Source organism: Vibrio tapetis subsp. quintayensis, from assembly GCF_030409945.1.
In the GTDB taxonomy this organism is placed as follows: Bacteria; Pseudomonadota; Gammaproteobacteria; order Enterobacterales; family Vibrionaceae; genus Vibrio; species Vibrio quintayensis.
In genome coordinates this window covers 1-22,296 of record NZ_JAUFQV010000005.1, presented here as the reverse complement: position 1 = coordinate 22,296, position 22,296 = coordinate 1, and the positions used below count along the sequence as shown (strand labels likewise).

General features: G+C 43.5%; 19 protein-coding genes and 1 tRNA gene. 8 read left to right on the top strand and 12 right to left on the bottom strand.

The window, feature by feature from the left end; all coding sequences use genetic code 11:
- Nucleotides 1-313: 313 nt before the first annotated feature.
- From fre to trxA, 6 genes are all read right to left on the bottom strand, one after another.
- Nucleotides 314-1,027 (bottom strand): NAD(P)H-flavin reductase, encoded by a 714-nt coding sequence (gene fre / locus QWZ04_RS00945; protein WP_290324121.1) that lies wholly within the window; start codon nt 1,025-1,027, stop codon nt 314-316.
- Between the two features lie 14 nt (nt 1,028-1,041).
- Nucleotides 1,042-1,311 (bottom strand): 2Fe-2S iron-sulfur cluster-binding protein, encoded by a 270-nt coding sequence (locus QWZ04_RS00940; RefSeq protein WP_290324119.1) that lies wholly within the window; start codon nt 1,309-1,311, stop codon nt 1,042-1,044.
- A complete protein-coding gene (gene ubiD / locus QWZ04_RS00935; RefSeq protein WP_290324117.1) occupies nt 1,308-3,167 on the bottom strand; it encodes a 4-hydroxy-3-polyprenylbenzoate decarboxylase in 1,860 nt (619 codons plus the stop codon). The genes QWZ04_RS00940 and ubiD overlap by 4 nt, the downstream gene beginning before the upstream one ends.
- A 57-nt stretch (nt 3,168-3,224) precedes the next feature.
- Nucleotides 3,225-4,235, bottom strand: coding sequence for a hypothetical protein (locus QWZ04_RS00930; protein ID WP_290324115.1), 1,011 nt, complete (start codon nt 4,233-4,235; stop codon nt 3,225-3,227).
- 154 nt (nt 4,236-4,389) lie between these two features.
- On the bottom strand, nt 4,390-5,649 hold the full coding sequence (gene rho / locus QWZ04_RS00925) for a transcription termination factor Rho (RefSeq protein WP_102523654.1): 1,260 nt from the start codon (nt 5,647-5,649) through the stop codon (nt 4,390-4,392).
- A 206-nt stretch (nt 5,650-5,855) separates the two neighbouring features.
- Nucleotides 5,856-6,182 carry a thioredoxin TrxA gene (gene trxA / locus QWZ04_RS00920; RefSeq protein WP_102523653.1) on the bottom strand — a complete coding sequence of 109 codons (327 nt, stop codon included), beginning with the start codon at nt 6,180-6,182 and terminating at the stop codon, nt 5,856-5,858.
- 112 nt (nt 6,183-6,294) lie between these two features.
- Here trxA and rhlB point away from each other — a divergent pair, with 112 nt between their 5' ends.
- The gene (rhlB, locus tag QWZ04_RS00915; protein WP_102523652.1) at nt 6,295-7,587 is read left to right on the top strand and encodes an ATP-dependent RNA helicase RhlB; all 1,293 of its coding nucleotides are present in this window, start codon (nt 6,295-6,297) and stop codon (nt 7,585-7,587) included.
- 18 nt (nt 7,588-7,605) lie between these two features.
- Nucleotides 7,606-9,099: a guanosine-5'-triphosphate,3'-diphosphate diphosphatase gene (gene gppA / locus QWZ04_RS00910; protein ID WP_290324110.1), complete on the top strand. Its 1,494-nt coding sequence runs from the start codon at nt 7,606-7,608 to the stop codon at nt 9,097-9,099.
- Between the two features lie 98 nt (nt 9,100-9,197).
- Here gppA and QWZ04_RS00905 read toward each other — a convergent pair whose 3' ends face one another.
- The 3 genes from QWZ04_RS00905 to recQ all read right to left on the bottom strand — a co-directional run bounded on the left by QWZ04_RS00905 (nt 9,198) and on the right by recQ (nt 12,215).
- Complete coding sequence (locus QWZ04_RS00905; RefSeq protein WP_102523650.1) at nt 9,198-9,884, bottom strand: 7-cyano-7-deazaguanine/7-aminomethyl-7-deazaguanine transporter; 687 nt, start codon at nt 9,882-9,884, stop codon at nt 9,198-9,200.
- A gap of 197 nt (nt 9,885-10,081) precedes the next feature.
- On the bottom strand, nt 10,082-10,384 hold the full coding sequence (locus tag QWZ04_RS00900) for a DUF3630 family protein (protein ID WP_290324107.1): 303 nt from the start codon (nt 10,382-10,384) through the stop codon (nt 10,082-10,084).
- The gene (gene recQ, locus QWZ04_RS00895; RefSeq protein ID WP_290324105.1) at nt 10,377-12,215 is read right to left on the bottom strand and encodes an ATP-dependent DNA helicase RecQ; all 1,839 of its coding nucleotides are present in this window, start codon (nt 12,213-12,215) and stop codon (nt 10,377-10,379) included. Before recQ ends, QWZ04_RS00900 begins: the two co-directional genes overlap by 8 nt.
- Before the next feature lie 170 nt (nt 12,216-12,385).
- On the opposite strand from recQ, the gene rarD reads away from it, so the two are divergent.
- The 3 genes from rarD to QWZ04_RS00880 all read left to right on the top strand — a co-directional run bounded on the left by rarD (nt 12,386) and on the right by QWZ04_RS00880 (nt 14,901).
- Complete coding sequence (rarD, locus tag QWZ04_RS00890; RefSeq protein WP_102523647.1) at nt 12,386-13,282, top strand: EamA family transporter RarD; 897 nt, start codon at nt 12,386-12,388, stop codon at nt 13,280-13,282.
- An 81-nt stretch (nt 13,283-13,363) separates the two neighbouring features.
- Entirely contained in the window at nt 13,364-14,155 is a 792-nt protein-coding gene (locus QWZ04_RS00885) for a helix-turn-helix transcriptional regulator (RefSeq protein ID WP_290324102.1), read from the top strand.
- A gap of 110 nt (nt 14,156-14,265) precedes the next feature.
- Nucleotides 14,266-14,901: a LysE family translocator gene (locus tag QWZ04_RS00880; RefSeq protein WP_290324100.1), complete on the top strand. Its 636-nt coding sequence runs from the start codon at nt 14,266-14,268 to the stop codon at nt 14,899-14,901.
- Between the two features lie 735 nt (nt 14,902-15,636).
- Here the strand turns inward: QWZ04_RS00880 and ilvC are convergent.
- Complete coding sequence (gene ilvC, locus QWZ04_RS00875; protein WP_102523644.1) at nt 15,637-17,121, bottom strand: ketol-acid reductoisomerase; 1,485 nt, start codon at nt 17,119-17,121, stop codon at nt 15,637-15,639.
- A gap of 138 nt (nt 17,122-17,259) precedes the next feature.
- On the opposite strand from ilvC, the gene ilvY reads away from it, so the two are divergent.
- The 3 genes from ilvY (at nt 17,260) to QWZ04_RS00860 (ending at nt 20,319) form a co-directional block, all read left to right on the top strand.
- Nucleotides 17,260-18,147, top strand: coding sequence for an HTH-type transcriptional activator IlvY (gene ilvY / locus QWZ04_RS00870; RefSeq protein WP_290324096.1), 888 nt, complete (start codon nt 17,260-17,262; stop codon nt 18,145-18,147).
- 224 nt (nt 18,148-18,371) lie between these two features.
- A complete protein-coding gene (locus QWZ04_RS00865) occupies nt 18,372-19,046 on the top strand; it encodes a response regulator transcription factor (protein ID WP_290324094.1) in 675 nt (224 codons plus the stop codon).
- Nucleotides 19,030-20,319: a sensor histidine kinase gene (locus QWZ04_RS00860; RefSeq protein ID WP_290324091.1), complete on the top strand. Its 1,290-nt coding sequence runs from the start codon at nt 19,030-19,032 to the stop codon at nt 20,317-20,319. Before QWZ04_RS00865 ends, QWZ04_RS00860 begins: the two co-directional genes overlap by 17 nt.
- Nucleotides 20,320-20,408: 89 nt before the next feature.
- On the opposite strand, the gene nagE is transcribed toward QWZ04_RS00860, so the two are convergent.
- Both nagE and QWZ04_RS00850 read right to left on the bottom strand, forming a co-directional pair.
- Nucleotides 20,409-21,890 (bottom strand): N-acetylglucosamine-specific PTS transporter subunit IIBC, encoded by a 1,482-nt coding sequence (gene nagE / locus QWZ04_RS00855; RefSeq protein ID WP_290324089.1) that lies wholly within the window; start codon nt 21,888-21,890, stop codon nt 20,409-20,411.
- Between the two features lie 183 nt (nt 21,891-22,073).
- Nucleotides 22,074-22,164, bottom strand: a tRNA-Ser gene (locus QWZ04_RS00850).
- Between the last annotated feature and the right edge of the window lie 132 nt (nt 22,165-22,296).

Here is a 22,296-nt window from a genome sequence, read left to right as displayed (position 1 = left end):
TGTTAAAGAGCTTTTCTTCTAACTTTGAAGCCTTTCGACTTTCTCGTTGAAGAGGCGGTCATTTTAGCGAGTTAACTCGTCGTGTCAAACACTTTTTGAAGTTAATCACAAAACACCGGAAAATCTTTCTCAGCCTGCGAAGCCTTTTATAATAAGCCCTCGCTGTCTGGAGTTGGGCATTATAGGGAGATTCATTTCAGGCGCAACCCCTTTTTGATAGTTTTCTCTAAAAAGAGTTTGTTTGCTGTTTTTTAGACCATAAATGACAAAGGAGAGTATAAATACTCTCCTTTGGGCAACATTTTAATTACAACTAAATAAAAGCGTAAGCATCCGCGTACATATGTTCGCGCTTTGCTTGGCGGTGCTCAACGAATCGCTCTCGAGCTGCACCTGCCATTTCAAAACGGCCTGCTATATAGATGTCGTAATCTTCCAAGCTTTCAAAATCAGCTTCAATTGCTTGCAGCACATTACCAACCTTACCAGTCCAAGAATCATCCGCTTGTTCAACCACAGGAATAAAGTGAATGTTACTATGGCTGTTCGCAATATCTAACAACTCTTGTTTTGCATAAAGTTGACGTTCATCTTTCGCGCCCCAGTAGAGGTAAATATTGTTATCTTTCTTTTGGCTAATACTGTGATCCAATATTGAACGCACATAGCTAAAACCAGTACCACCAGCGACCAATAACATTGGGCGATCGGAATTCTCTACTATCGCGGCGTCGCCGTGAGGCGCATCAATATTGATATCGGTATTATTGGCTAGTGCTTGTTTCATTGCTTCTACTACTTCATGAGCATAAGCATTTTGTTCGGCCGCACCAATATGGAGTTCTAATTCACCCTCATGGCGACAAGGGCTACTTGCAATAGAGAACGGGCGTTTGTCTTTTTCGGCCATTTCAACTAATAAATACTGGCCAGCTTTAAACGCTACCGGGGTTTCTGGGTGCAACAGAATCTCAAAAGTATTGCACGCTAAAGATTCAATCGACTTCACTTTACATTTAATGGTCATGGTCTTCCTCTTACTTACTCATCAAAAGTAAGTACTAAATGGCTGTCGGCAAAGGCCTGACAAGGAAATATCCATCCTCGTCTCTGCTCCTTCTCTGTGAGCATGGGCTCTAGCTTATAGCTAACTTCACCTTCTACTTTGCGGCACATGCACATTGCGCATGCCCCTACTTGGCAACGATGCGGGAAGCTGATGTTATTATTGAGCGCAGCTTCCAGTATCGTTTGTTGTTCTTGTACTTCGAATTCTATATTGCTAGGCAGTAAAGTCACTCGATAAGTCATAAGATATTCAATTCATCCCACATCGCATCAATTTTCGCGACAACAACAGGGTCTTTCTGAATTGGAGTACCCCACTCACGCTGGTTTTCATTTCCCATCTTATTGGTGGCATCCATCCCCATTTGAGAGCCATAGTCAGATTCCAACATAATGGTATCTCGTGACGGATCCATCCTAGTGGTGATGGCCCAAATTACATCGTTCCAATCTTTTGCTACGACATCTTCATCGCAAACAATCACAAACTTCATGTAAGCATGCTGATGTAAACGAGACCATAAGCCTTTCATCACCTTAACACCCTGACCTTCCGTCTCTTTACGGATGGTTACAACGGCTAACTGGCTTGAGCTTTCTGCGGAGGGAATATGAAGATCGACTATTTCAGGAAACTCTGCTTTTAATTGCAAGCAAACTTGTTCTAGAGCGAGCGTGTCCAATTGAGGCACCTTAATACTCGTTTGACTTCCTATTGCCAATTCTGCATCCCATTTGATCGTAGCATCCAGGCCCATTTTTGATCCTAAGCCAACGACTGGAGAAGCAAAATCGAGAGAGTCTATCGGGGTATTATCTATCATCACAGTATCTCGGACAGGCATCATGTGATCGTTCATCGCTTTAGTGACTTCACCCCAGTCCCGAGCATTCACACTTTCATCACACACAATCACAAACTTGGTGTACATGAATTGCCTTAAGAAAGACCAGACGCCCATCATCACTCTCTTCGCATGACCAGGATATTGCTTTTTCATGGTCACAACTGCCATCCGATAGGAACAGCCTTCAGGTGGTAAGTAAAAGTCTTCTATTTCAGGAAACTGTTTTTGTAATATAGGTACGAATACTTCATTGAGTGCGACACCAAGAACTGCAGGTTCATCTGGCGGACGACCTGTATACGTACTGTGATAAATAGGGTCTTTGCGCATGGTGATGTGAGTAATGGTAAAAACATGATGTTTTTCTACTTCATTGTAATAACCAGTATGGTCGCCGTATGGCCCCTCATCAGCAAACTCAGCCGGATCAATATACCCTTCCATTACAATTTCTGCGCTGGCGGGTACTTCTAGTTCATTACTAAGAGATTTAACTACCTCAGTTTTGCTACCACGTAAAAGGCCGGCAAAGGCGTATTCAGATAAGGTATCTGGTACTGGCGTTACTGCACCAAGTATGGTCGCGGGATCGGCACCAAATGCTACGGATACAGGGAAAGGTTTGCCCGGATGCGTTTCTATCCAATCCCTTAAATCGAGCGCACCACCACGATGGGCAAGCCAGCGCATGATGATTTTGTTTTTGCCGATCTTTTGCTGGCGATATATCCCCAAATTTTGGCGCTTTTTATTGGGGCCTTTTGTGACGGTTAACCCCCACGTGAGCAAAGGGGCTACGTCGTCTGCCCAGCAGCTCATAACTGGGATTTTGTCTAAGTCTACATCGTCACCTTGCCAAACTACTTGCTGACAAGCAGCCTTTCTTAAACGCTTAGCAGGCATGTTTAACACTTGACGAAATACAGGCAACTTATCGATAGCATCTTTAAAGCCTTTAGGCGGCTCAGGTTCTTTCAGATAAGCGAGTAATTTCCCCACCTCACGTAGCTCACTCACTTCCGCTCTGCCCATACCGATGGCGACACGCTCTGTCGTACCAAAAAGGTTGGTGAGTACCGGAAAATCGTAACCTATCGGGTTTTCAAACAGCAATGCAGGTCCACCAGCTCGTAGAGTACGATCACTGATTTCAGTCATTTCATAGTGAGGATCAACTGGGTGAGTAATTCGTTTTAGCCGACCAGACTCTTCTAGGTGGCCGATATAATCGCGTAAATCCTTAAAACTCATAGGGCTTCTAATGGCTAATTAATCTGCGCGTAGTATAGCAAAAACTAGTGAAACCGATCAGTTCTCTTTACTTACCGACAATACTTGCAACAAAATATTTGAATTCACACCTCGTTTACTGCTCGCCACTTGCTCTAGCCAAGATCGATGCCCATGATCCACCAACTGCCTAGCAATAGACTGAGTCTGTTCGTCTTCTTCTAGTCTCAATTCATTCACAAGGTATGTTTTTACTTCTATCGGTAGCGGATTTAGTTTTGTCAGTTCGGCGGTGGCTTGCATCTTTAGCGATGGGTTGCTTGTCGCGGCAAGCAGTTGCTCAATCGAGAATTCATCGGCTTCATGACCAAGCCTAGCAATTTCATTTTTACTGTGATTATCAGCTCGCATTCGCCAAAGCAATGCATACATGCCCGGGTCTTTGCTTACCTGTGCCATATGCGAGACAACAGCATTTGATGGAAGCCAGTGGGTGATCGTTTCTTGGGTTAATTGCTGAGTTAATGCATTAAGTGCCCTTGGGGACAAGCCATCCAATTCAGCAATCAATAGCTTTTCTTTCTCGTTAACTTGGTACTCGTTACCCGTTAACCAGTGTTCCAAATTCAATTTTTTTTGCTCTGCTGCAAGAATAAAATCGAGTACACCTTTATCTTTTTCGCGCCGCTTTATTAACCTGCTTGCAATCACACTGCTATAAAAAGCAGGAACCACGATTTCATAACCGTCACCCTGCTCTGTGATCTGATAAGTAGCAATGACGCCGAGCTGAGCTTGAACAAACCGAGCCACAGGTTCAGATAAAATCAGCTCTTGGTCTTCCATATGCTGAAGTAACAGATAACGCACAACCTCTTGTTGCGGAAGTGCCAGACGCTGCAATGAAAATTCCAGACTGCTGATATCATCCGCCAAGACCAGTTGATACATTTCATCAGCACGCTCCAGAATTAAACTGTCTTCAAGCCACTTTGACGCTTGTTGTTCGGTGATCTCTTTCGCGCAACTTGCTATGGGGTTTAGCAATAAGGGAAGAGAGATGAGGCATGCTAACAATCCGTGTCGCATAGTGTATTCCTTAAAATGAAAAGAAACGGCTAAGTACTTGTCGATTCCGTGACAACTTATCTAACCTCTATTCATTATGGTTGTTGAACTTAAGAAAGCCAAACAAAAACGCCACCCGAAGTGGGTGGCGTTTAAAATTTTAAATCAGTATCAACTATTGACGACGCATTGCGTCAAAAAATTCGTTGTTTGTTTTCGTCATTGCCAGTTTATCAATGAGGAATTCCATCGCGTCAGACTCACCCATAGGATGAACAATTTTACGTAGGATCCACATTTTCTGAAGTTCATCAGATTTCGTTAGCAACTCTTCACGACGAGTACCCGAGCGGTTGAAGTCGATAGCAGGGAAAATACGTTTCTCAGCAATCTTACGGTTAAGGTGCAGTTCCATGTTACCTGTACCTTTAAATTCTTCGTAGATGACTTCATCCATTTTAGAACCCGTATCAACTAGCGCCGTTGCGATGATGGTTAAGCTACCACCCTCTTCGACGTTACGAGCAGCACCAAAGAAGCGCTTTGGACGATGAAGTGCGTTTGCATCAACACCACCAGTCAACACTTTACCCGAAGATGGGATAACGGTGTTGTATGCACGAGCAAGACGAGTGATTGAATCAAGAAGAATAACAACATCCTTCTTATGCTCAACTAAGCGCTTTGCTTTCTCAATAACCATTTCTGCAACTTGTACGTGACGAGACGCTGGCTCATCAAACGTAGATGCAATCACTTCGCCTTTAACTAAGCGCTGCATTTCGGTCACTTCTTCTGGACGTTCGTCGATCAGTAGAACCATCAACTCACATTCAGGGTGATTACGCGCAACACTTTGAGCGATATTTTGCAGCAGCATGGTTTTACCCGCTTTTGGCGGAGCAACAATCAGACCACGCTGACCTTTACCAATTGGCGATGCTAAATCTAGAACTCGAGCAGTAATGTCTTCTGTTGAGCCATTACCTACTTCCATAACCATACGCTCGTTCGCGTGAAGTGGTGTTAAGTTTTCAAAAAGGATTTTATTACGAGCGTTATCTGGTTTGTCGTGGTTGACAGTGTTGACTTTTAGAAGGGCAAAATAACGTTCACCGTCTTTAGGTGGACGAATCTTTCCGGCTATTGAGTCACCTGTACGTAAGTTAAAACGACGAATTTGGCTCGGTGATACGTAAATGTCATCAGGACCTGCAAGATATGAACAATCGGCGCTACGTAAGAAACCAAATCCATCTTGAAGAATTTCCAGAACCCCGTCGCCGAATATATCTTCACCACTCTTCGCGTGCGCTTTTAGTGTGGAAAAAATAATGTCTTGTTTTCGTAGACGCGCTAGGTTTTCTAAACCAAGGCTCTCACCTAGTTTCACAAGTTCAGACACAGGTCTGTTCTTAAGTTCAGTTAGGTTCATAGTTGTGGATGCTTTATTAGTCAAAATAGGATCGTTGTGGTTAGTTAGAGGGATTTGGTCACAGGGTCGACCAAGAAATGAACATTTGTCTATATATCGTGCGATAAACTAGCACTAAAAATAAGCCTAGTCTAGATTTTAAAAAAATCAAAACCGTGCAAATAGATTTGGTGCACGGTTTTTTTGATTTTTTAGTGCAGACCTAATTATAGGTTTGCATCCAAAAACTCTTTAAGTTGAGTTTTTGACAGTGCGCCAACTTTCGTCGCAGCAACACTACCATCTTTAAAAAGAAGTAATGTAGGGATACCACGAATACCAAATTTAGGTGGCGTGCCCGCATTTTGGTCAATATTCAGCTTACCGATCGTCAGCTTGCCTTCGTATTCATCAGCGATTTCATCAAGAATCGGCGCTATCATTTTACAAGGACCACACCATTCAGCCCAAAAATCAACTAGCACTGGGCCTGCAGCTTGGATTACATCGTTATCAAAACCATCGTCTGTTAGCTGCAAAATCTTGTCACTCATCTTCCACTCCAAAGTGTATTTTAGGAACTGGTTGGATGATAACCAGTAAATAGATGCCCTATTGGAATGTATTTACTTTCGTATTGCAAGCTTAAGCTGATATTCTATAGTCATGAAAAAGACGCATATCACAGAGCAAAAGTTCGCCGATTTGGAAATACACCCCCAAATCATTGAAGGATTGGACAAAAAAGGGTTTGAATTTTGTACCCCTATCCAAGCCTTGGCGTTGCCGGTACTGCTCACCGGCCAAGACATTGCAGGCCAGGCCCAAACGGGCACTGGTAAAACCTTAGCGTTTCTCACTGCTACTTTTAATCACCTACTGACAACACCGGAACATGAAGGCCGCAAGCATAATCAGCCGCGCGCAATCATTATGGCTCCGACTCGCGAACTCGCGATTCAGATTTATAACGATGCAAAGCCTTTAGTAGAAAGTACTGGCGTTAAAGCCGCGCTTGCTTACGGTGGCGAAAGCTACGACAAGCAACTTGCAGCACTAGAGCAAGGTGTGGATATCCTGATCGGCACAACTGGCCGTATCATTGATTTCTACAAGCAAAAAATCTTCAACTTAAACAACATCCAAGCGGTTGTTCTCGATGAAGCCGATCGTATGTTCGATCTTGGGTTCATTAAAGATATCCGTTTCTTGTTCCGTCGCATGCCTGAACCAAAAGAGCGCTTGAACATGTTGTTCTCAGCAACGCTTTCTTACCGCGTTCAAGAGTTGGCATTCGAACACATGCACAACCCTGAGCATGTTGTAGTAGAGCCAGAGCGTAAAACAGGTCACCGTATTCAAGAAGAGTTGTTCTACCCTTCAAATGAACACAAAATGCCGTTACTTCAAACATTAATTGAAGAAGAGTGGCCAGATCGCGCAATCATCTTTGCTAACACAAAACACAAGTGTGAATCAGTTTGGGGCCACTTGGCAGCTGACGGACATCGTGTTGGTTTGCTAACTGGCGATGTACCACAGAAGAAACGTGAACGCATTCTTGAGCAATTCACTCAAGGTATGGTTGATATCTTAGTAGCAACAGATGTTGCGGCTCGTGGACTACACATTCCTCAAGTAACACACGTATTTAACTTCGACCTACCTGATGACTGTGAAGATTACGTTCACCGTATTGGTCGTACTGGTCGTGCTGGTGAAAGTGGCCACTCAATCAGCTTCGCTTGTGAAGACTACGCAATCAACCTAACGGCGATTGAAGAGTACATCGAGCACGTTGTTCCTGTTTCAGATTACGATGCAACGGCATTACTTGAAGACTTACCTGCGCCACTGCGCATGCGTCCTCGTAATCCTCAAAATCGTCGTACAAACACGGGTGGCAACAAGCAAGGTGGCAACCGCAAACGCCGCCCAAGAGCACCACGTCCACAATAGGGATTGGATTAGTAAATAATGAGTCAGACAGGATCATCGCCTTTGTACGCTGCAATCGACCTTGGGTCGAACAGTTTTCATATGCTCGTTGTGCGTCACATTGATGGCAGCGTTCAAACCATGGCCAAAATTAAACGTAAAGTTCGATTAGCCGCTGGGTTAGATAAGGATAATAAACTTAGTGCTGAAGCCATGCAGCGAGGTTGGGACTGTTTGAGTCTGTTTGCTGAGCGCTTACAAGACATTGAAGCGCAAAATATCCGCATTGTCGGAACGGCTACACTGAGAACCGCAACCAATGTTGACCTTTTTCTGGAGAAAGCCAACCAGATACTAGGACACAAGATTGAAGTGATCGCTGGAGAAGAAGAAGCGGCAACCATCTATAAGGGTGTCGCACATACTTCTGGCGGCTTAGGTCGTCGCCTTGTGGTTGATATTGGTGGAGCAAGTACAGAGCTCATCATTGGAGAGGGTTTTGACGCCAAAGCGCTCACTAGCTTGAAGATGGGTTGTGTTACTTGGCTAGAGCAGCACTTTAAAGATCGACAACTGAGTGCTGCTAATTTTGATCGAGCAATTGAAGCCGCTAAAATCACCGTTGCACCTATTTTAGAGCACTATCGAAATATAGGCTGGGATGTGTGTGTCGGTGCCAGTGGTACAGTACAAGCACTACAAGAAATTATGCTGGCACAGGGTATGGATGAGATCATCACTCATGCCAAGCTCAAGCGCTTACAAAAACAAGCGATGCTCGCCGATCACTTAGAAGAACTTGAGATAGATGGCTTAACACTAGAAAGAGCATTAGTGTTCCCTAGTGGGCTGTCTATCTTAATTGCTATTTTTGAATTACTCGAAATCGATTCCATGACTCTTGCAGGTGGTGCGTTACGTGAGGGCCTCGCTTACGAGATGATCGATGAGATGCGTCAAGATGACATTCGTAGCCGCACTATCCAAAGTGTGCAAACTCGCTACCAATTAGATGTTGAATACGGCCAGTTAGTTGAAAAACTCGCCTTGGCATTATTCGACCAATGCGGCAACGAAAACTGGATAGCGGAACCACAAGCTCAATATTTGTTATCAAGCGCAGCTCAATTGCATGAGATAGGCCTGACGATTGACTACAAGCAAGGTGGTCAACACAGTGCGTACCTATTGCAGCATTTAGATTTACCTGGCTACACTCGAGCCCAAAAACATCTACTTGGCGAATTGACTCGTCGCTATAAAGAGCAACTAAGCTCTTTGCCAGAACAACATGCACTTTCTGGATCTAGCGCGAAACGAGTACTTAGGCTATTACGCCTTGCAGTACTTCTCACCCATAGACGCTCATCAACGTTGCAACCCGTGGTCACATTAAAAGCAGAAGCTGATAATTTATCGTTGTGCGTTGCTAAATCGTGGCTAGAACAAAACCCGCTGACCCGAGCTGAATTAGAAATAGAAGCTCACCGTCAATCGGACATGGGGTGGCCTTTAACCATTAATGCTTGCTAACGAGCATTGTGACCTAAACCATCACCAACCAAATACAAAAAAGCCTCGCATTCATCTGCGAGGCTTTTTTATTGCTAGCTGAATAGCTTCTATCTCATTTACGCTTCTGCGCCTTTTTCTGGCATCCCCTGAGCTTTAAAGTCTGGGTTTACTGACGTGATCTTTTTAATCAAGAAGTTAAGTAACATGCCGTACATCGGTACAAACAAACCTAAGCTGATGATCAATTTGAAACCATAATCGACTAGGGCAATCTCAGTCCAATGTTCCGCCATAAAAGCATCTGGGCTTTGATAAAAGGCAATAGCAAAGAAAGCCAAGGTATCCAGAGCGTTACCAAATAATGTTGAACAAGTCGGAGCAACCCACCACGCTTTCTTTTGGCGTAAACGGTTGAACACATGCACATCAAGAATTTGACCCAATAGATAAGCCATAAAACTGGCCACAGCAATTCGAGCAACGAAAAGGTTAAATTCACCTAAATGGGCAAAACCTTGAAATTGACCTTCAAAAAACAGCACCGACAACATATAAGAAACCGCAAGAGCTGGCAGCATCACTACAAAAATGATTTTTCTTGCCATTTTCGCGCCAAAGATCCTAACGGTTAAGTCAGTTGCTAAGAAGATAAAAGGAAAGGTAAATGCGCCCCAAGTTGTATGGAGACCAAAAATGGTAAATGGGAGCTGAACGAGATAATTGCTAGAAGCAATAATAGTAAGGTGGAACGCCGCTAGCAATGCTAACGCTTTGCGCATTTGCGCAGGGGTAAAGTTACTCATATTGTACCTTTTTGGTTTGTTTTGGGGGCGAGGGAACCCAAATTGAAGCAATATGCTTCTGATTAATGATCGATAAATGCTCAAAGGAGCGGCGGCTGATTATACATTAATCAATTTAACGAGCAACGGCCTCCTAATACGCAAACGTTTAGTCAGCCAATTTTTTTATACTATTTTGTAAACTATTCAAATTAGACTTAAAAGCCACGCTCAAAAAGCTGAGCCAGATAATCCAATTCTTCCCTGCTGCGAGTGACGTCGAGAGCTTCAAGCCACATACACTCACTGTAATGCTCTGCTCGAAGGAATAACTGGCATCCTTCAAAATCAATAAGCCAAGAGTGCACATCGGCGTCAGTCTGCTTTTCTACAACAGAAGCCGAAAGTAGATCGACCAATGTTTCCCCTAACAGTGGAAAGCTATCAAAATCAAATGATGGCGTTTGAAGAATCAACATTCCTTTCTCTGATATGTACTGCTGTAAACCAAAACTAGCCATGATCAGTTAAGTGCTCCTGTATCAAATTAAGGAAATCGTCGGCATATTTATCTAACTTACGCTGCCCTACGCCGTTAACCGCTAACATTTCTCCATTCGTAGTTGGCAAAATGTCAGCCATTTCAATCAATGTGGCATCACTGAATACCACGTATGGAGGTAATCCGTCTTCATCGGCAATCGACTTACGTAATTTGCGTAATTTGGCGAACAGCTTTTTGTCGTAGTGACGACTGATCAGTTTCTCTGCTTTCGCACTCCGAACGGACGTATCTAAACGTGGAACCGCTAACTGCAAAGGCAACTCTCCACGTAAAACCGGTCGAGATTCTGGCGTTAATTGGAGTGTTGAGTTGCGCGTGATGTTTTGAGTCAGCAGCCCTTTATGGATAAGCTGGCGTACAATACTGACCCAGTAGTCATGACTGTGTTCGCGGCCTATACCATAGGTAGTAAGTTGATCGTGTCCGTTTTCACGAATACGGATGTTCTGCATACCTCGTAAAACTTCGACTACGTATCCCATACCAAAGCTTTGCTCAACGCGATAAACGCATGACAGTGCTTTTTGCGCCGCTTCCACTCCATCAAAATGTTTAGGTGGATCCAAGCATATATCGCAGTTTCCGCATGGTTTCTCACTGTACTCTCCAAAGTAATTGAGCAATACCTGACGACGGCAAGTTTGTGCTTCAGCAAAAGCACTCATCGCATTTAATTTATGGGCTTCAACTTGTTTTTGTGGGCCGTCTTCTTTCTCATCTACCGTGCGACGCAACCACGCCATATCGGCAGGGTCATACAGCATTACCGCTTCTGCTGGTAAACCGTCTCTTCCCGCTCTTCCAGTTTCTTGGTAATAGGATTCAATGTTTCTTGGGATATCAAAGTGCAATACAAAACGCACATTAGATTTGTTAATCCCCATACCGAAGGCAACCGTCGCGACCACTATTTGAATATCATCACGTTGAAACGCTTCCTGCACATAAGCACGCTCATCATGATCCATACCAGCATGGTAACCCGCAGCCCGAATATGATTAGCGCATAGCTTTTCTGTTAGCATCTCTACTTTCTTGCGGCTTCCACAATATATGATGCCGCACTGTCCTTGCTGGTCACCCAAAAACCGAATCACTTGTGAAACGGGTTTATGCTTTTCTACCAAGGTGTATTGAATATTAGGGCGGTCAAAGCTGCCCAAGTACTCAAGCGGCTCTTCAAGCTGCAAGCGAGAAATGATGTCTTTTCGAGTTGCATCGTCGGCGGTGGCCGTTAACGCCATCATTGGGGCGTATGGAAAACGTTGCTTCAGTTCTCCGAGAGCGGCATATTCGCGACGAAAATCATGCCCCCACTGAGAAATACAATGCGCTTCATCAATAGCGATCAGTGCTAACTTTATATCTTCAAGTCTATCTAAAAAGTCACGCGTTAATGCTCGTTCTGGTGAAACGTACAACAATTTCAATGTACCCGCATTCATACGGTTATACACTGAGATCACGTCATCCCTATCCATAGTAGAATTAAGGCAATCGGCAGCCACACCATTTGCTTTTAACTGATCAACTTGATCTTTCATTAAGGAAATCAAAGGAGAGATAACGAGCGTTAAGCCTTCTTTAATCAAAGCTGGGATCTGATAGCAAAGAGACTTTCCGCCTCCAGTCGGCATGATCACCACACTATCTAGGTTTGCGTTTGCAGCTTCGATCACCTCTTGTTGACCAACACGAAATTCTTGATAACCAAATACCTCACTCAGTACCTGCTTGGCATCTGGCTGTGGTGTATCGAGTTGTTCGGCTAACAAAGTGTTCGTCATGAGGTTCCTATTCTAACGGTTCGCCAACTGGTGCCAGCAAGGCGTCACATTGTAGTGGGGTTTGATGGTGAATAAAACCGCAAATTATTAGGTCACATGCTTGTAGCCCGATATACTCGCACTTTATGCAATAAACCAAACGACGTGATGTCGTATAAGCGATCTTTAATATGACAGACGAGCAACAACAAGCACAAAAAGGCGTAATTCTAGCAATCTTGGCCTACACCATGTGGGGGATCGCCCCTATTTACTTTAAAGCCCTAGAAGGTGTCAGTGCGTTAGAAATTTTAAGCCATAGGGTTATCTGGTCTTTTGTCTTTTTGTCAGGCTTACTTTTTCTTGGTCGCCGTTGGCGCTCTGTCGCCAAGACAATGGCAGATAAAAAGAAAATGCTGATTCTGATCTGCACTAGCCTTTTAGTTGGTAGCAATTGGCTTATTTTCATCTGGGCGGTCAATGCCAATCACATGTTAGATGCCAGTTTAGGTTATTACATCAACCCACTACTCAATGTTTTGCTTGGGATGATTTTTCTCGGCGAAAGGCTGAGGAAATTACAGTGGTTTGCTGTTGCGCTCGCCGCCACTGGTGTGCTTGTTCAATTATTTGTGTTTGGTTCTGTTCCTGTCGTCGCTATTGCCTTGGCATGCAGCTTTGGTCTCTACGGACTATTGCGTAAAAAAGTTAACTTGGATGCTCAAACTGGACTATTCATTGAAACTCTAGTCCTACTTCCTGTTGCCGCTATATTTCTTGGCTTTATTGCCGATACGCCCACGTCCGATCTATCTGTAAATTCAATGCAGCTGAATTCATTACTATTGGCGGCTGGTGTCATCACAACCGTGCCACTACTTTGCTTTACTGGTGCAGCAACTCGTTTGAAGTTATCTACTTTAGGGTTCTTCCAATACATAGGCCCAAGCCTGATGTTCTTGCTGGCTGTTATTGTATACGGTGAGAACTTCACGGCTGACAAAGCGGTTACTTTTGCGTTTATTTGGGGCGCTCTAGTGGTCTTTAGTTTTGATGGTATTCGTAATAGCCGTAAGAAAAACCGTTAATTCTCTACTGTCATTTTTTACAAGACCTTCCAGAATGGTTATGTTGTAGTCAGCATAACCTTTTTTTAGTCGTGTATTTTTGTGGAAAACGTTCGGTTCTTTCAAAGCCAATACGATGGCATCCAACTCATTGAAGCTCATTACCATGAGTTTGCTTTCCATCGCCATTATCATCTTGATGTGCATATCGGCCTGATAACAAAAGGCAGCCAAGATTTTATCTTCAAGGGAAGTCAGCATCATGCTAATGCTGGTCAATTTGTTATCATGCCTCCTGACGAGTTGCACGACGGGCAAACAAAACTCGACGAAGGTTATGAAACCAAAGTATTTAGCATCGATCCTCAGTGGTTTAACGACTATCTAGATCAACCGTCTATCCAGACTATTCCTGATTTTCAACAACTGATCATTGATGACTCAGAGCTATTTACTCGCTTGAACTTTCTTCATGGTCAATTGATTAGTAGTCAATACAGCCAATTAACTCAAGACTGCCTGCCTTTAGATTGTTTCGAAATGATCGTAGATCGATACGCAAACAGTAAAATAAAACAATCCGTTTCATTAGGCAGCCAATCGATAGAATCTTTACGTGATTACATCATGGCAAATTTAGATCAGCCTATTCGATTAAATGAGCTAGCGTCATTGTGCCAATTAAGCCCTTCACAATTTCAACGCCAGTTTAAAAGTAAGATGGCAATGCCTCCTTACGCTTGGCTGAGCCGCCTTCGAATGGAAGAAGCGCTCAGTTTATTATTACAAGGAAGAAGCAGTACCGATGTGGCTATGTTAGTCGGGTTTTATGACCAAGCTCATTTTGTTAGAGCATTTAAGACTTGTTATGGTATTACCCCTTCCCAAGTCTAATCCCCCCCCCCCTCACCTACCTCCAAAAGTATGAGTGTCATAAATTTACAAGCAAAGCTTAGCGGACCTTGGCACACTGCTGCCTTATTGTTTAATCCTTTGGAAATTACATGAATGAATTCGCCATCTTGGCTACTTTAGCCAGTGTTCACTTTATTGCTCTTATGAGCCCAGGACCTGATGTTGCTTTAGTAGTACAAAATGCTAGTCGTCACGGCCGCTCAACAGGGATTGCCATTGCTGCTGGATTGTCTGTTGGTATTTTATTGCACTCACTGCTAAGCCTAACTGGGGTAAGCTATATTGTTCACCAACATCCAACCCTCTTTGCTGCCCTGCAACTGATTGGCGGCAGTTACTTACTCTATTTAGGTATTGGCGCACTGCGGTCTTTGAGGCAACAGCGAAATAACCCTCTCGAACAACCTCAGAAGTTACTCAAGAACAAACGCCAGGCATTTTTACGAGGTTTCACCACCAACATCCTCAACCCGAAAGCCGTCGTCTTCTTTGTCAGCTTAATGTCGAGTTTAGTTCCTGCTGGCATGTCGTTAACAGGTAAGTTTTTCGCTTTATTGATCTTGTTTTCACTTTCTTTTGCATGGTTTAGCGCATTGGCGTGGTTACTATCTACTGCTCGATTACAAAAGAAAATGATGCAAGCCGCTATTTATATAGATGGCCTATGTGGTGTGGTTTTTTGCCTTATTGGCGGCGGAATACTGGCTTCCGTTTTCACGTCATAAACGCACTCTGAGCCTTTAGATACTGGCTTTGTAAGAGATATCTCACAAAGGTGTAAGCCACAGCGCTTTTCTTTGTAGCGATACACACCTCGACAATTTCAAACCACTGTTTTTAAATAGATAAATATACAATGTGACGTATGCACGGTTCTTTTTTTACTTAAACTGCATTGTGATAAATCCGGATCAGCGTAATATCTTCCTTGTCGACAGGACATCGACATGGATTAGGAAGTTAACGGATTTTTGACTCTTCAGGATGAAGAAAGATTGCTCAGGATGAACAATCTCATGGAAGTGGAAATGAATGGATTCAATCGTTACTAGGATGGTAGCGACAAAGGATTGAAATGGACACCTCTGGATGAGGCATGGAACAAACATCAGGATGATGTAAAGGACACCGCTCACGGACCAAGTGAAGTGAACTAACTAGGATAGTTAGTCGTCAGGAAGACTAGGACACCGCTAGGATAGCGAAGAACGGAATAAGCTAAAGGATTTGGCAACTATCAAGGATTTGATGCATGGAGCATCTTTAGTAGCCGGATTGCTGCGAGTAAGACTATAGCCCCGATACGCAAGTATCGGGGCTTTTCTTATTGTTCAACGTTGATGATTCTCCAGAGAAAATTGGCCGCTCATGTGGCTGACAAGCTCCCTGTTTGTTCCCAGACATGAAAAAGCCCGGTTAATCGAAGGATTAACCGGGCTTTTTTAATCAACTATTAGAACTTAACCACCAACAGCGATACGTTGCATGTCGGTCATGTAACCGCGTAGCTCTTCACCGATGTATTCAACAGGGTGATTTCGAATAACGTCGTTCACTTGAATCAGTTTCGCGTTATCTACGTAGTTAGACGACTCGCCCAAACCTTTACCAATCACGTCAGTATTCACTGATGGCATGAATTTCTCACGCAGTAGTGGTGTTGCTACGTTAGCAAACAGGTAGTTACCGTACTCAGCAGTATCAGAAATTACTACGTTCATCTCGTATAGACGCTTACGTGCAACCGTATTTGCAATCAATGGCAACTCATGCAAAGACTCGTAGTAAGCTGACTCGTCAACAATGCCTGATGCCGTCATTGCTTCAAATGCCAATTCAACACCCGCACGAACCATCGCAACCATTAAGATGCCATTATCAAAGTACTCTTGCTCTGAAATTTCAGCGTCTGTGCTTGGGTAGTTTTCAAATGCTGTTTCACCAGTCTCTTCACGCCAACCTAGCAGGTTCACATCATCATTAGCCCAATCAGCCATCATGGTACTTGAGAACTCACCTTGGATGATGTCGTCCATGTGCTTATTGTAAAGCGGACGCATTAAGTCTTTTAACTCTTCAGAAAGGTCAAACGCTTTCACTTTCGCAGGATTAGATAGACGGTCCATCATGTGAGTGATGCCACCGAACTTCAGTGCTTCAGTGATGGTTTCCCAACCGAACTGGAGAAGTTTACCCGCGTAGCCAGCATCAATGCCGTCAGCAATCATCTTCTCATAACATACGATAGAACCCGCTTGAAGCATGCCACATAGGATAGTTTGCTCACCCATTAGGTCTGATTTAACTTCAGCAACAAAAGAAGACTCAAGACAACCCGCACGGTGACCACCTGTACCTGCCGCCCAAGCTTTTGCGATATCCCAACCTTCACCTTGTGGATCGTTTTCTGGGTGAACCGCAATCAGTGTTGGAACACCAAAGCCACGCTTGTACTCTTCACGAACTTCAGTACCAGGGCACTTAGGTGCAACCATGACAACGGTTAAGTCAGAGCGGATTTGCATGCCTTCTTCAACAACGTTGAAACCATGAGAGTAACCCAGAGCAGCACCTTGCTTCATCAATGGCATTACAGTTTCAACAACGTTAGTGTGTTGTTTGTCGGGCGTTAAGTTAACGACTAGATCCGCTTGTGGGATTAGAGTTTCGTAGCTGCCTACTTCAAAACCATTTTCTTGTGCGTTTTTAAACGATTGACGTTGCTCATCAATTGCTGCTTGGCGAAGTGCATACGATACATCTAAGCCAGAATCACGCATGTTCAAGCCTTGGTTAAGGCCTTGCGCACCACAACCAACGATAACCACTTTCTTACCTTTCAGGTAATCTGCTTCTGTTGCAAATTCTTCACGGTCCATAAAGCGACAACGGCCTAATTGGTCTAGTTGCTCACGTAAATTTAAAGTATTGAAGTAGTTAGCCATTTTTAATTCCTTGAGTATTCTTCCGTTGGTCGGTTGTTTCAAACCGTATAACCACATACTAATTCAGGCGTAAGCTTGCGAAAAGTGATATATTCACAATTAGTAATTGCGTTATTTGCAACACAGTAGACTAACATCATGAATATAAAATCATTACAGCTTTTTACACATTTATGCAGCAGCCGAAATTTCAGTAAAACGGCGTCAGCAATGCACATCAGTCCTTCGGCTCTAAGTCGTCAAATTCAAAAACTTGAACATGAAATAGGGCAAAATCTTCTGGTAAGAGATAATCGAAGTGTTGACCTTACGCCTGCAGGTAAAAAACTGCTGCCCATTGCACTCAATATGATCAGCGACTGGCAACAATTTCAAACCAGTTTATCTGGACGTGAAGAAGAATTATGTGGCGAACTACGACTTTTCTGCTCCGTAACTGCGGCATATAGCCATTTACCCGAATTATTGAGCGATTTTCGTGTTCTCTATCCGAATATAGAACTAAAACTCTCGACCGGAGATCCCGCACAAGCCATAGAGCGAGTCTTACAAGATGAAGCGGATATCGCCATTTCAGCGAAACCGGATCTATTGCCTGCTCGTTTGGCTTTTGAAACCATCAGCGACATCCCGTTAAGTGTTATTGCACCAGCCGGAATTCATACCTTTGCTCTAGAGATGCAGCAAGATCCACCTAATTGGGCCAATATTCCCTTTATTGTCCCTGAAGCCGGAACCGCAAGAGAGAGAGCCAATACTTGGTTCAAAGTGATGAAAATCAAACCCAACATATATGCACAAGTTTCAGGACATGAGGCCATTGTGAGTATGGTAGCCCTTGGATGTGGGGTTGGTATCGCTCCTGATGTGGTGATAAACAATAGCCCAGTAAGAGAAAAAATAATCAGACTTAAAACCAGTTCAATTAAGCCATTTAAGTTGGGTATCTGCTGCCAGCAAGCTCAAATGAATAATCCATTAGTAAAAGCTCTTTGGGAATTAGCCGAAGACAAATTCATCCCATAATGGTTTCAGAGATTAACAATATTTAATCTTTCCATAATCTGCCCTCAATGCAGAGCAAGCCATAGTAGTCATGACAAAACATAACAATACCCATAACTACATTCATGGCTACTCATCCCCCAAAAAAGCCGTGTTGGCTCGCATTAGTCACGCGAGCCATTCTTTTTCCAATTAATTCATGCCTCCACTTCGCTAAAATAGTCCATCACCCAGAGGGATCTACAATGAAAATACTCATCATCGAAGACGATTCAACGACCCGTGAATTTGTCTGTAAAGGCCTACAAGAACATGGCTACACCGTTGACCAAGCCGAAGATGGTAAAAAAGGCCTAATGATGGCACTAAGTAGTGAGTATCAACTGGTCATCTTGGATCGAATGTTGCCTTACCTTAATGGCATGCAAGTGCTCTCTGCAATTAGAGCGACAGAAGCAAAACTGCCAGTCTTAATTTTAAGTGCCATGGACAGCGTGGCCGATAGAGTTGATGGCTTGCAAGCTGGCAGTGACGATTATTTGATCAAGCCATTTGCGTTAGCGGAACTCATTGCTCGTGTAGACATCATAATCAATCGCAATAATTGGCAAACCCCTAGCCAAAACCAACTTCGATACGACTGCTTAGAAATCGATTTACGCGCTCATCGTGTCACATGCCATCAAAAGGAAATCAACTTACAGCCAAAAGAGTTTAAACTTATTCAGTACTTCATAGAGCACAGCGAACAAGTAGTCTCCCGCATGAGATTATTTGAAAACATCTGGAGTTACCATTTCGATCCAAAAACCAATGTTATTGATGTTCATGTCGCCAACCTTAGACGCAAACTCGAAGACGCCGGTTGTCCAAATTTACTCCATACCGTCAGAGGAGCTGGCTATGTCCTTCGCCGATGATTACACACTGACGCGATCTTCAGTTTTTCGTACCTTGGTTGGATTATTTTTGCTGGTAACCACCGCCAATATCATCGTCATCCACCAAGTGTATAAAGATTCCGATGCATTTCACCGTCAACAACTTACTCGTCAGCTAAATGAAGAAATACTTGAGTTCAATTATGTTGCTTCTCAGAGTCGCGAAGAGATAGAAAAACTGTTGCGAACAAAAGAAGCTTCAGAAACACCTTTCTACTACCGTTTAATAGATCATATCGAACCGGTTTTCAATACTCAGTATTACCCTATCAGCGCCTTACCCAGTGACACGACCAACATCACCATAGGTAACAATTTTAAATTGGAGATTGGTGTCGATGCTCAGATCATCGATGCCTATCGTAGCACTCTCATTCCCATTGTGTTTACTGGCATCATTTTACCTATTGCGGTCATGCTGGTCGCCGCATTCTTCTTTACCGTCTTGATACTGAAAAGGCTCGAAAAAGTGAACAAAGCAATGAACCGTGTACTTTGTGGGGAAAGGAACGTCAAGATTGCGGTATCAGAACGTGATGATGAATTTGATATCCTGGCTATTCATTTGAATTTTATGATCGAGCAAATGGCAAAGAATGAAACAACCTTAAAATCGCTGACCACTGGCCTTGCTCACGACATGCGTACGCCGATTGCGCGATTAAAACTACGTTTGGAAGAGGTGTTATCTCAACCGGATCTCAGCACCAAGCAACAGCATCAGTTTTCCGCCTGTCATGATGAACTTGAGCTTATTCTCTCTCTATTCAATAGTATGTTAGAAATAGCAAAGCTCAACAGTGGCCAAGTTAGTATTGAAACAGAAAAAGTCGACTTAGGAAAAATCGCACAAGATGCATTAGAGTTTATTTCCCCAATTGCCGAACAGAAGCAGCAATCCTTAGTATTCATGCAAGATTATCCATGCCAGGTTATTGGTGATCGTTCATTACTGTTTAGAGCGCTGTTTAACTTAATAGAAAATGCAGTGAAATACACACCAAGCCAAGGCAAAATTGAAGTCATCATAGACCACTTTGGGGTTGTTGTTACTGATGATGGTATTGGTATCTCTGATTATGACAAGCTGCATATTTGTCGCCCAATGTATCGAGCAGACAAGAGCCGATCTGAGCAAGGAAATGGTTTAGGCCTTTCCTTGGTCGGCGCTGTTGTAAGTCAACACAATGCTCATTTAATATTTCGGGACAATAACCCCGGCCTCAGAGCTAGGATCTGCTTCAATAGCTAAAATATTTCAGATCACCATCATCGAAGCCAGCATAGAATCAAAAAAGGCCAAAGCAAGATTAGCTTTGGCCTAACTCGTTATTCAAACTATTAGTGATTTGGAACCGGAACCTGAGACAGATCGTTATCTTTAGGTATTTGCTTCATTGCGTGTGCAATTTCTTCCGCTTCAGTACCTATGATGACTTGTAAGTTATTACCTCCCATCTTCACAACCCCCATTGCACCAATGGCTTTAAGCGTCGATTCTTTCGCAATTGATGTATCTTTTAACGTGAGGCGTAAACGAGTAATACATGAATCTATCGACGTTAAGTTCTCATGCCCACCTAATGCTTTTAGATATTGTGCGGCTTTTTCGTTGGTATCCAGTTTAGCTATGTCAGCAACTTCTGCGTCTTCTCGACCCGGAGTCTTCAAGTCAAATTTAAGAATCGCAAATCGGAAAATGAAGTAGTATATCGCTGCAAAGCAAAGACCTTGCACAATCAACATATAAGGTTTCACAGCCAATGGTAAATTGAACGATAAAACAAAATCAATTAAGCCCCCGCTGAAAGTAAATCCGGCAATCCATTGCATGCTAGCAGCGATGTACAATGATAGGGCAGCTAAAAAGGCATGGATCACATAAAGGACTGGGGCGACAAACATAAACGCAAACTCAATGGGTTCCGTTACGCCAGTCAAGATAGCAGTTAACGCCGAAGCACCTAAGATACCTCCAACCTTCTTTTTATTCTCTGGCTTAGCACAATGATACATTGCCAAACATGCCGCTGGTAAACCATAACCCATGACAGGGAAGAAACCACCTTGATAAATACCCGTCACACCTAACTCACCAGTACTAGACCAGAACTTGGAAATGTCATTTATCCCCACGAGATCGAAAATGAATACTTGGTTGAGTGCATGGTGAAGACCAACGGGGATCAGTAGTCGGTTAAAGAAACCATATAAGCCAGCTCCAGCTGCTCCCATTTCGGAAATCGCAATACCGAAATCAACTAAAGCACCATATACCGCAGGCCAAACGTAGACCATAACTAAACTAATAGCGATCGCGGAAAGTGAAGTAACAATCGGAACAAACCTCCGACCGCCAAAGAAGCCCAATACGGCAGGTAATTTGATGGTATGGAATCGGTTATAAAGTGTTGCTGCGACTATACCAATCACAATTCCCGTGAATGCGCTGATAGATGCCTTGGAGGCGATCAACTCTGAGCTAGTCATTTGATCGACTGGCACACCGGTGATCTGTGAAATAACGGCTACATTTCCTACAATCATCTCAATGATCAGCAATCCTAGTAAGCCGGATAATGCAGCAGCGCCGTTATTATCTTTTGCTAATCCATACGCTACACCCACGGCAAACAGCCATGCCTGATTATCCATAATACCTTTACCGCCATACACCAGTATGGTGGCTAAAGCACTGTTTGCTCCCCAGCCAGAGGGATCAATGGCATAACCCAAACCGAGCATTAAGCCGCCCGCAGGCAATACGGCAATTGGCACCATCAGTGCCTTACCTATTTTTTGTAGATATCCTAGTATGTTCACTTTGCGTCCTCGTTCGATATTTAACAATGAAACTAGACTACGTGAATGAGGGTTAAGCCACGATTTTGCTCAGATTAACTTTTATTAATGAAGAGGGTTTTTATGGGATGCGGATAGCATTGTGCGATATACACGTTCTTGAGACGAAAAAAAACCGCTAACGAATTAGCGGTTTTTTTAATGTGGTGGAGAGATAGGGATTTGAACCCTAGAGCCGCTACAAACGACTGCCGGTTTTCAAGACCGGTGCTTTCGACCACTCAGCCATCTCTCCACAAACTGTTACTAAATAAAGTCTTATTGAGTGCTTTATCTAGTTTTGTTTTTAGATGTAAATCTAAAAACGATATTTAAAGCCTGGCGATGTCCTACTCTCACATGGGGAAACCCCACACTACCATCGGCG

Bases quoted from the DNA above. Each gene is read 5' to 3' on its own strand.
- QWZ04_RS00905 (WP_102523650.1), bottom strand. From the start codon at position 9,884: ATGAGTAACTTTACCCCTGCGCAAATGCGCAAAGCGTTAGCATTGCTA.
- rho (WP_102523654.1), bottom strand. From the start codon at position 5,649: ATGAACCTAACTGAACTTAAGAACAGACCTGTGTCTGAACTTGTGAAA.
- gppA (WP_290324110.1), top strand. From the start codon at position 7,606: ATGAGTCAGACAGGATCATCGCCTTTGTACGCTGCAATCGACCTTGGG.
- QWZ04_RS00940 (WP_290324119.1), bottom strand. From the start codon at position 1,311: ATGACTTATCGAGTGACTTTACTGCCTAGCAATATAGAATTCGAAGTA.
- rarD (WP_102523647.1), top strand. From the start codon at position 12,386: ATGACAGACGAGCAACAACAAGCACAAAAAGGCGTAATTCTAGCAATC.
- trxA (WP_102523653.1), bottom strand. From the start codon at position 6,182: ATGAGTGACAAGATTTTGCAGCTAACAGACGATGGTTTTGATAACGAT.
- ubiD (WP_290324117.1), bottom strand. From the start codon at position 3,167: ATGAGTTTTAAGGATTTACGCGATTATATCGGCCACCTAGAAGAGTCT.
- QWZ04_RS00865 (WP_290324094.1), top strand. From the start codon at position 18,372: ATGAAAATACTCATCATCGAAGACGATTCAACGACCCGTGAATTTGTC.
- ilvY (WP_290324096.1), top strand. From the start codon at position 17,260: ATGAATATAAAATCATTACAGCTTTTTACACATTTATGCAGCAGCCGA.
- rhlB (WP_102523652.1), top strand. From the start codon at position 6,295: ATGAAAAAGACGCATATCACAGAGCAAAAGTTCGCCGATTTGGAAATA.
- fre (WP_290324121.1), bottom strand. From the start codon at position 1,027: ATGACCATTAAATGTAAAGTGAAGTCGATTGAATCTTTAGCGTGCAAT.
- ilvC (WP_102523644.1), bottom strand. From the start codon at position 17,121: ATGGCTAACTACTTCAATACTTTAAATTTACGTGAGCAACTAGACCAA.
- QWZ04_RS00880 (WP_290324100.1), top strand. From the start codon at position 14,266: ATGAATGAATTCGCCATCTTGGCTACTTTAGCCAGTGTTCACTTTATT.
- QWZ04_RS00930 (WP_290324115.1), bottom strand. From the start codon at position 4,235: ATGCGACACGGATTGTTAGCATGCCTCATCTCTCTTCCCTTATTGCTA.
- QWZ04_RS00860 (WP_290324091.1), top strand. From the start codon at position 19,030: ATGTCCTTCGCCGATGATTACACACTGACGCGATCTTCAGTTTTTCGT.
- QWZ04_RS00900 (WP_290324107.1), bottom strand. From the start codon at position 10,384: ATGGCTAGTTTTGGTTTACAGCAGTACATATCAGAGAAAGGAATGTTG.
- recQ (WP_290324105.1), bottom strand. From the start codon at position 12,215: ATGACGAACACTTTGTTAGCCGAACAACTCGATACACCACAGCCAGAT.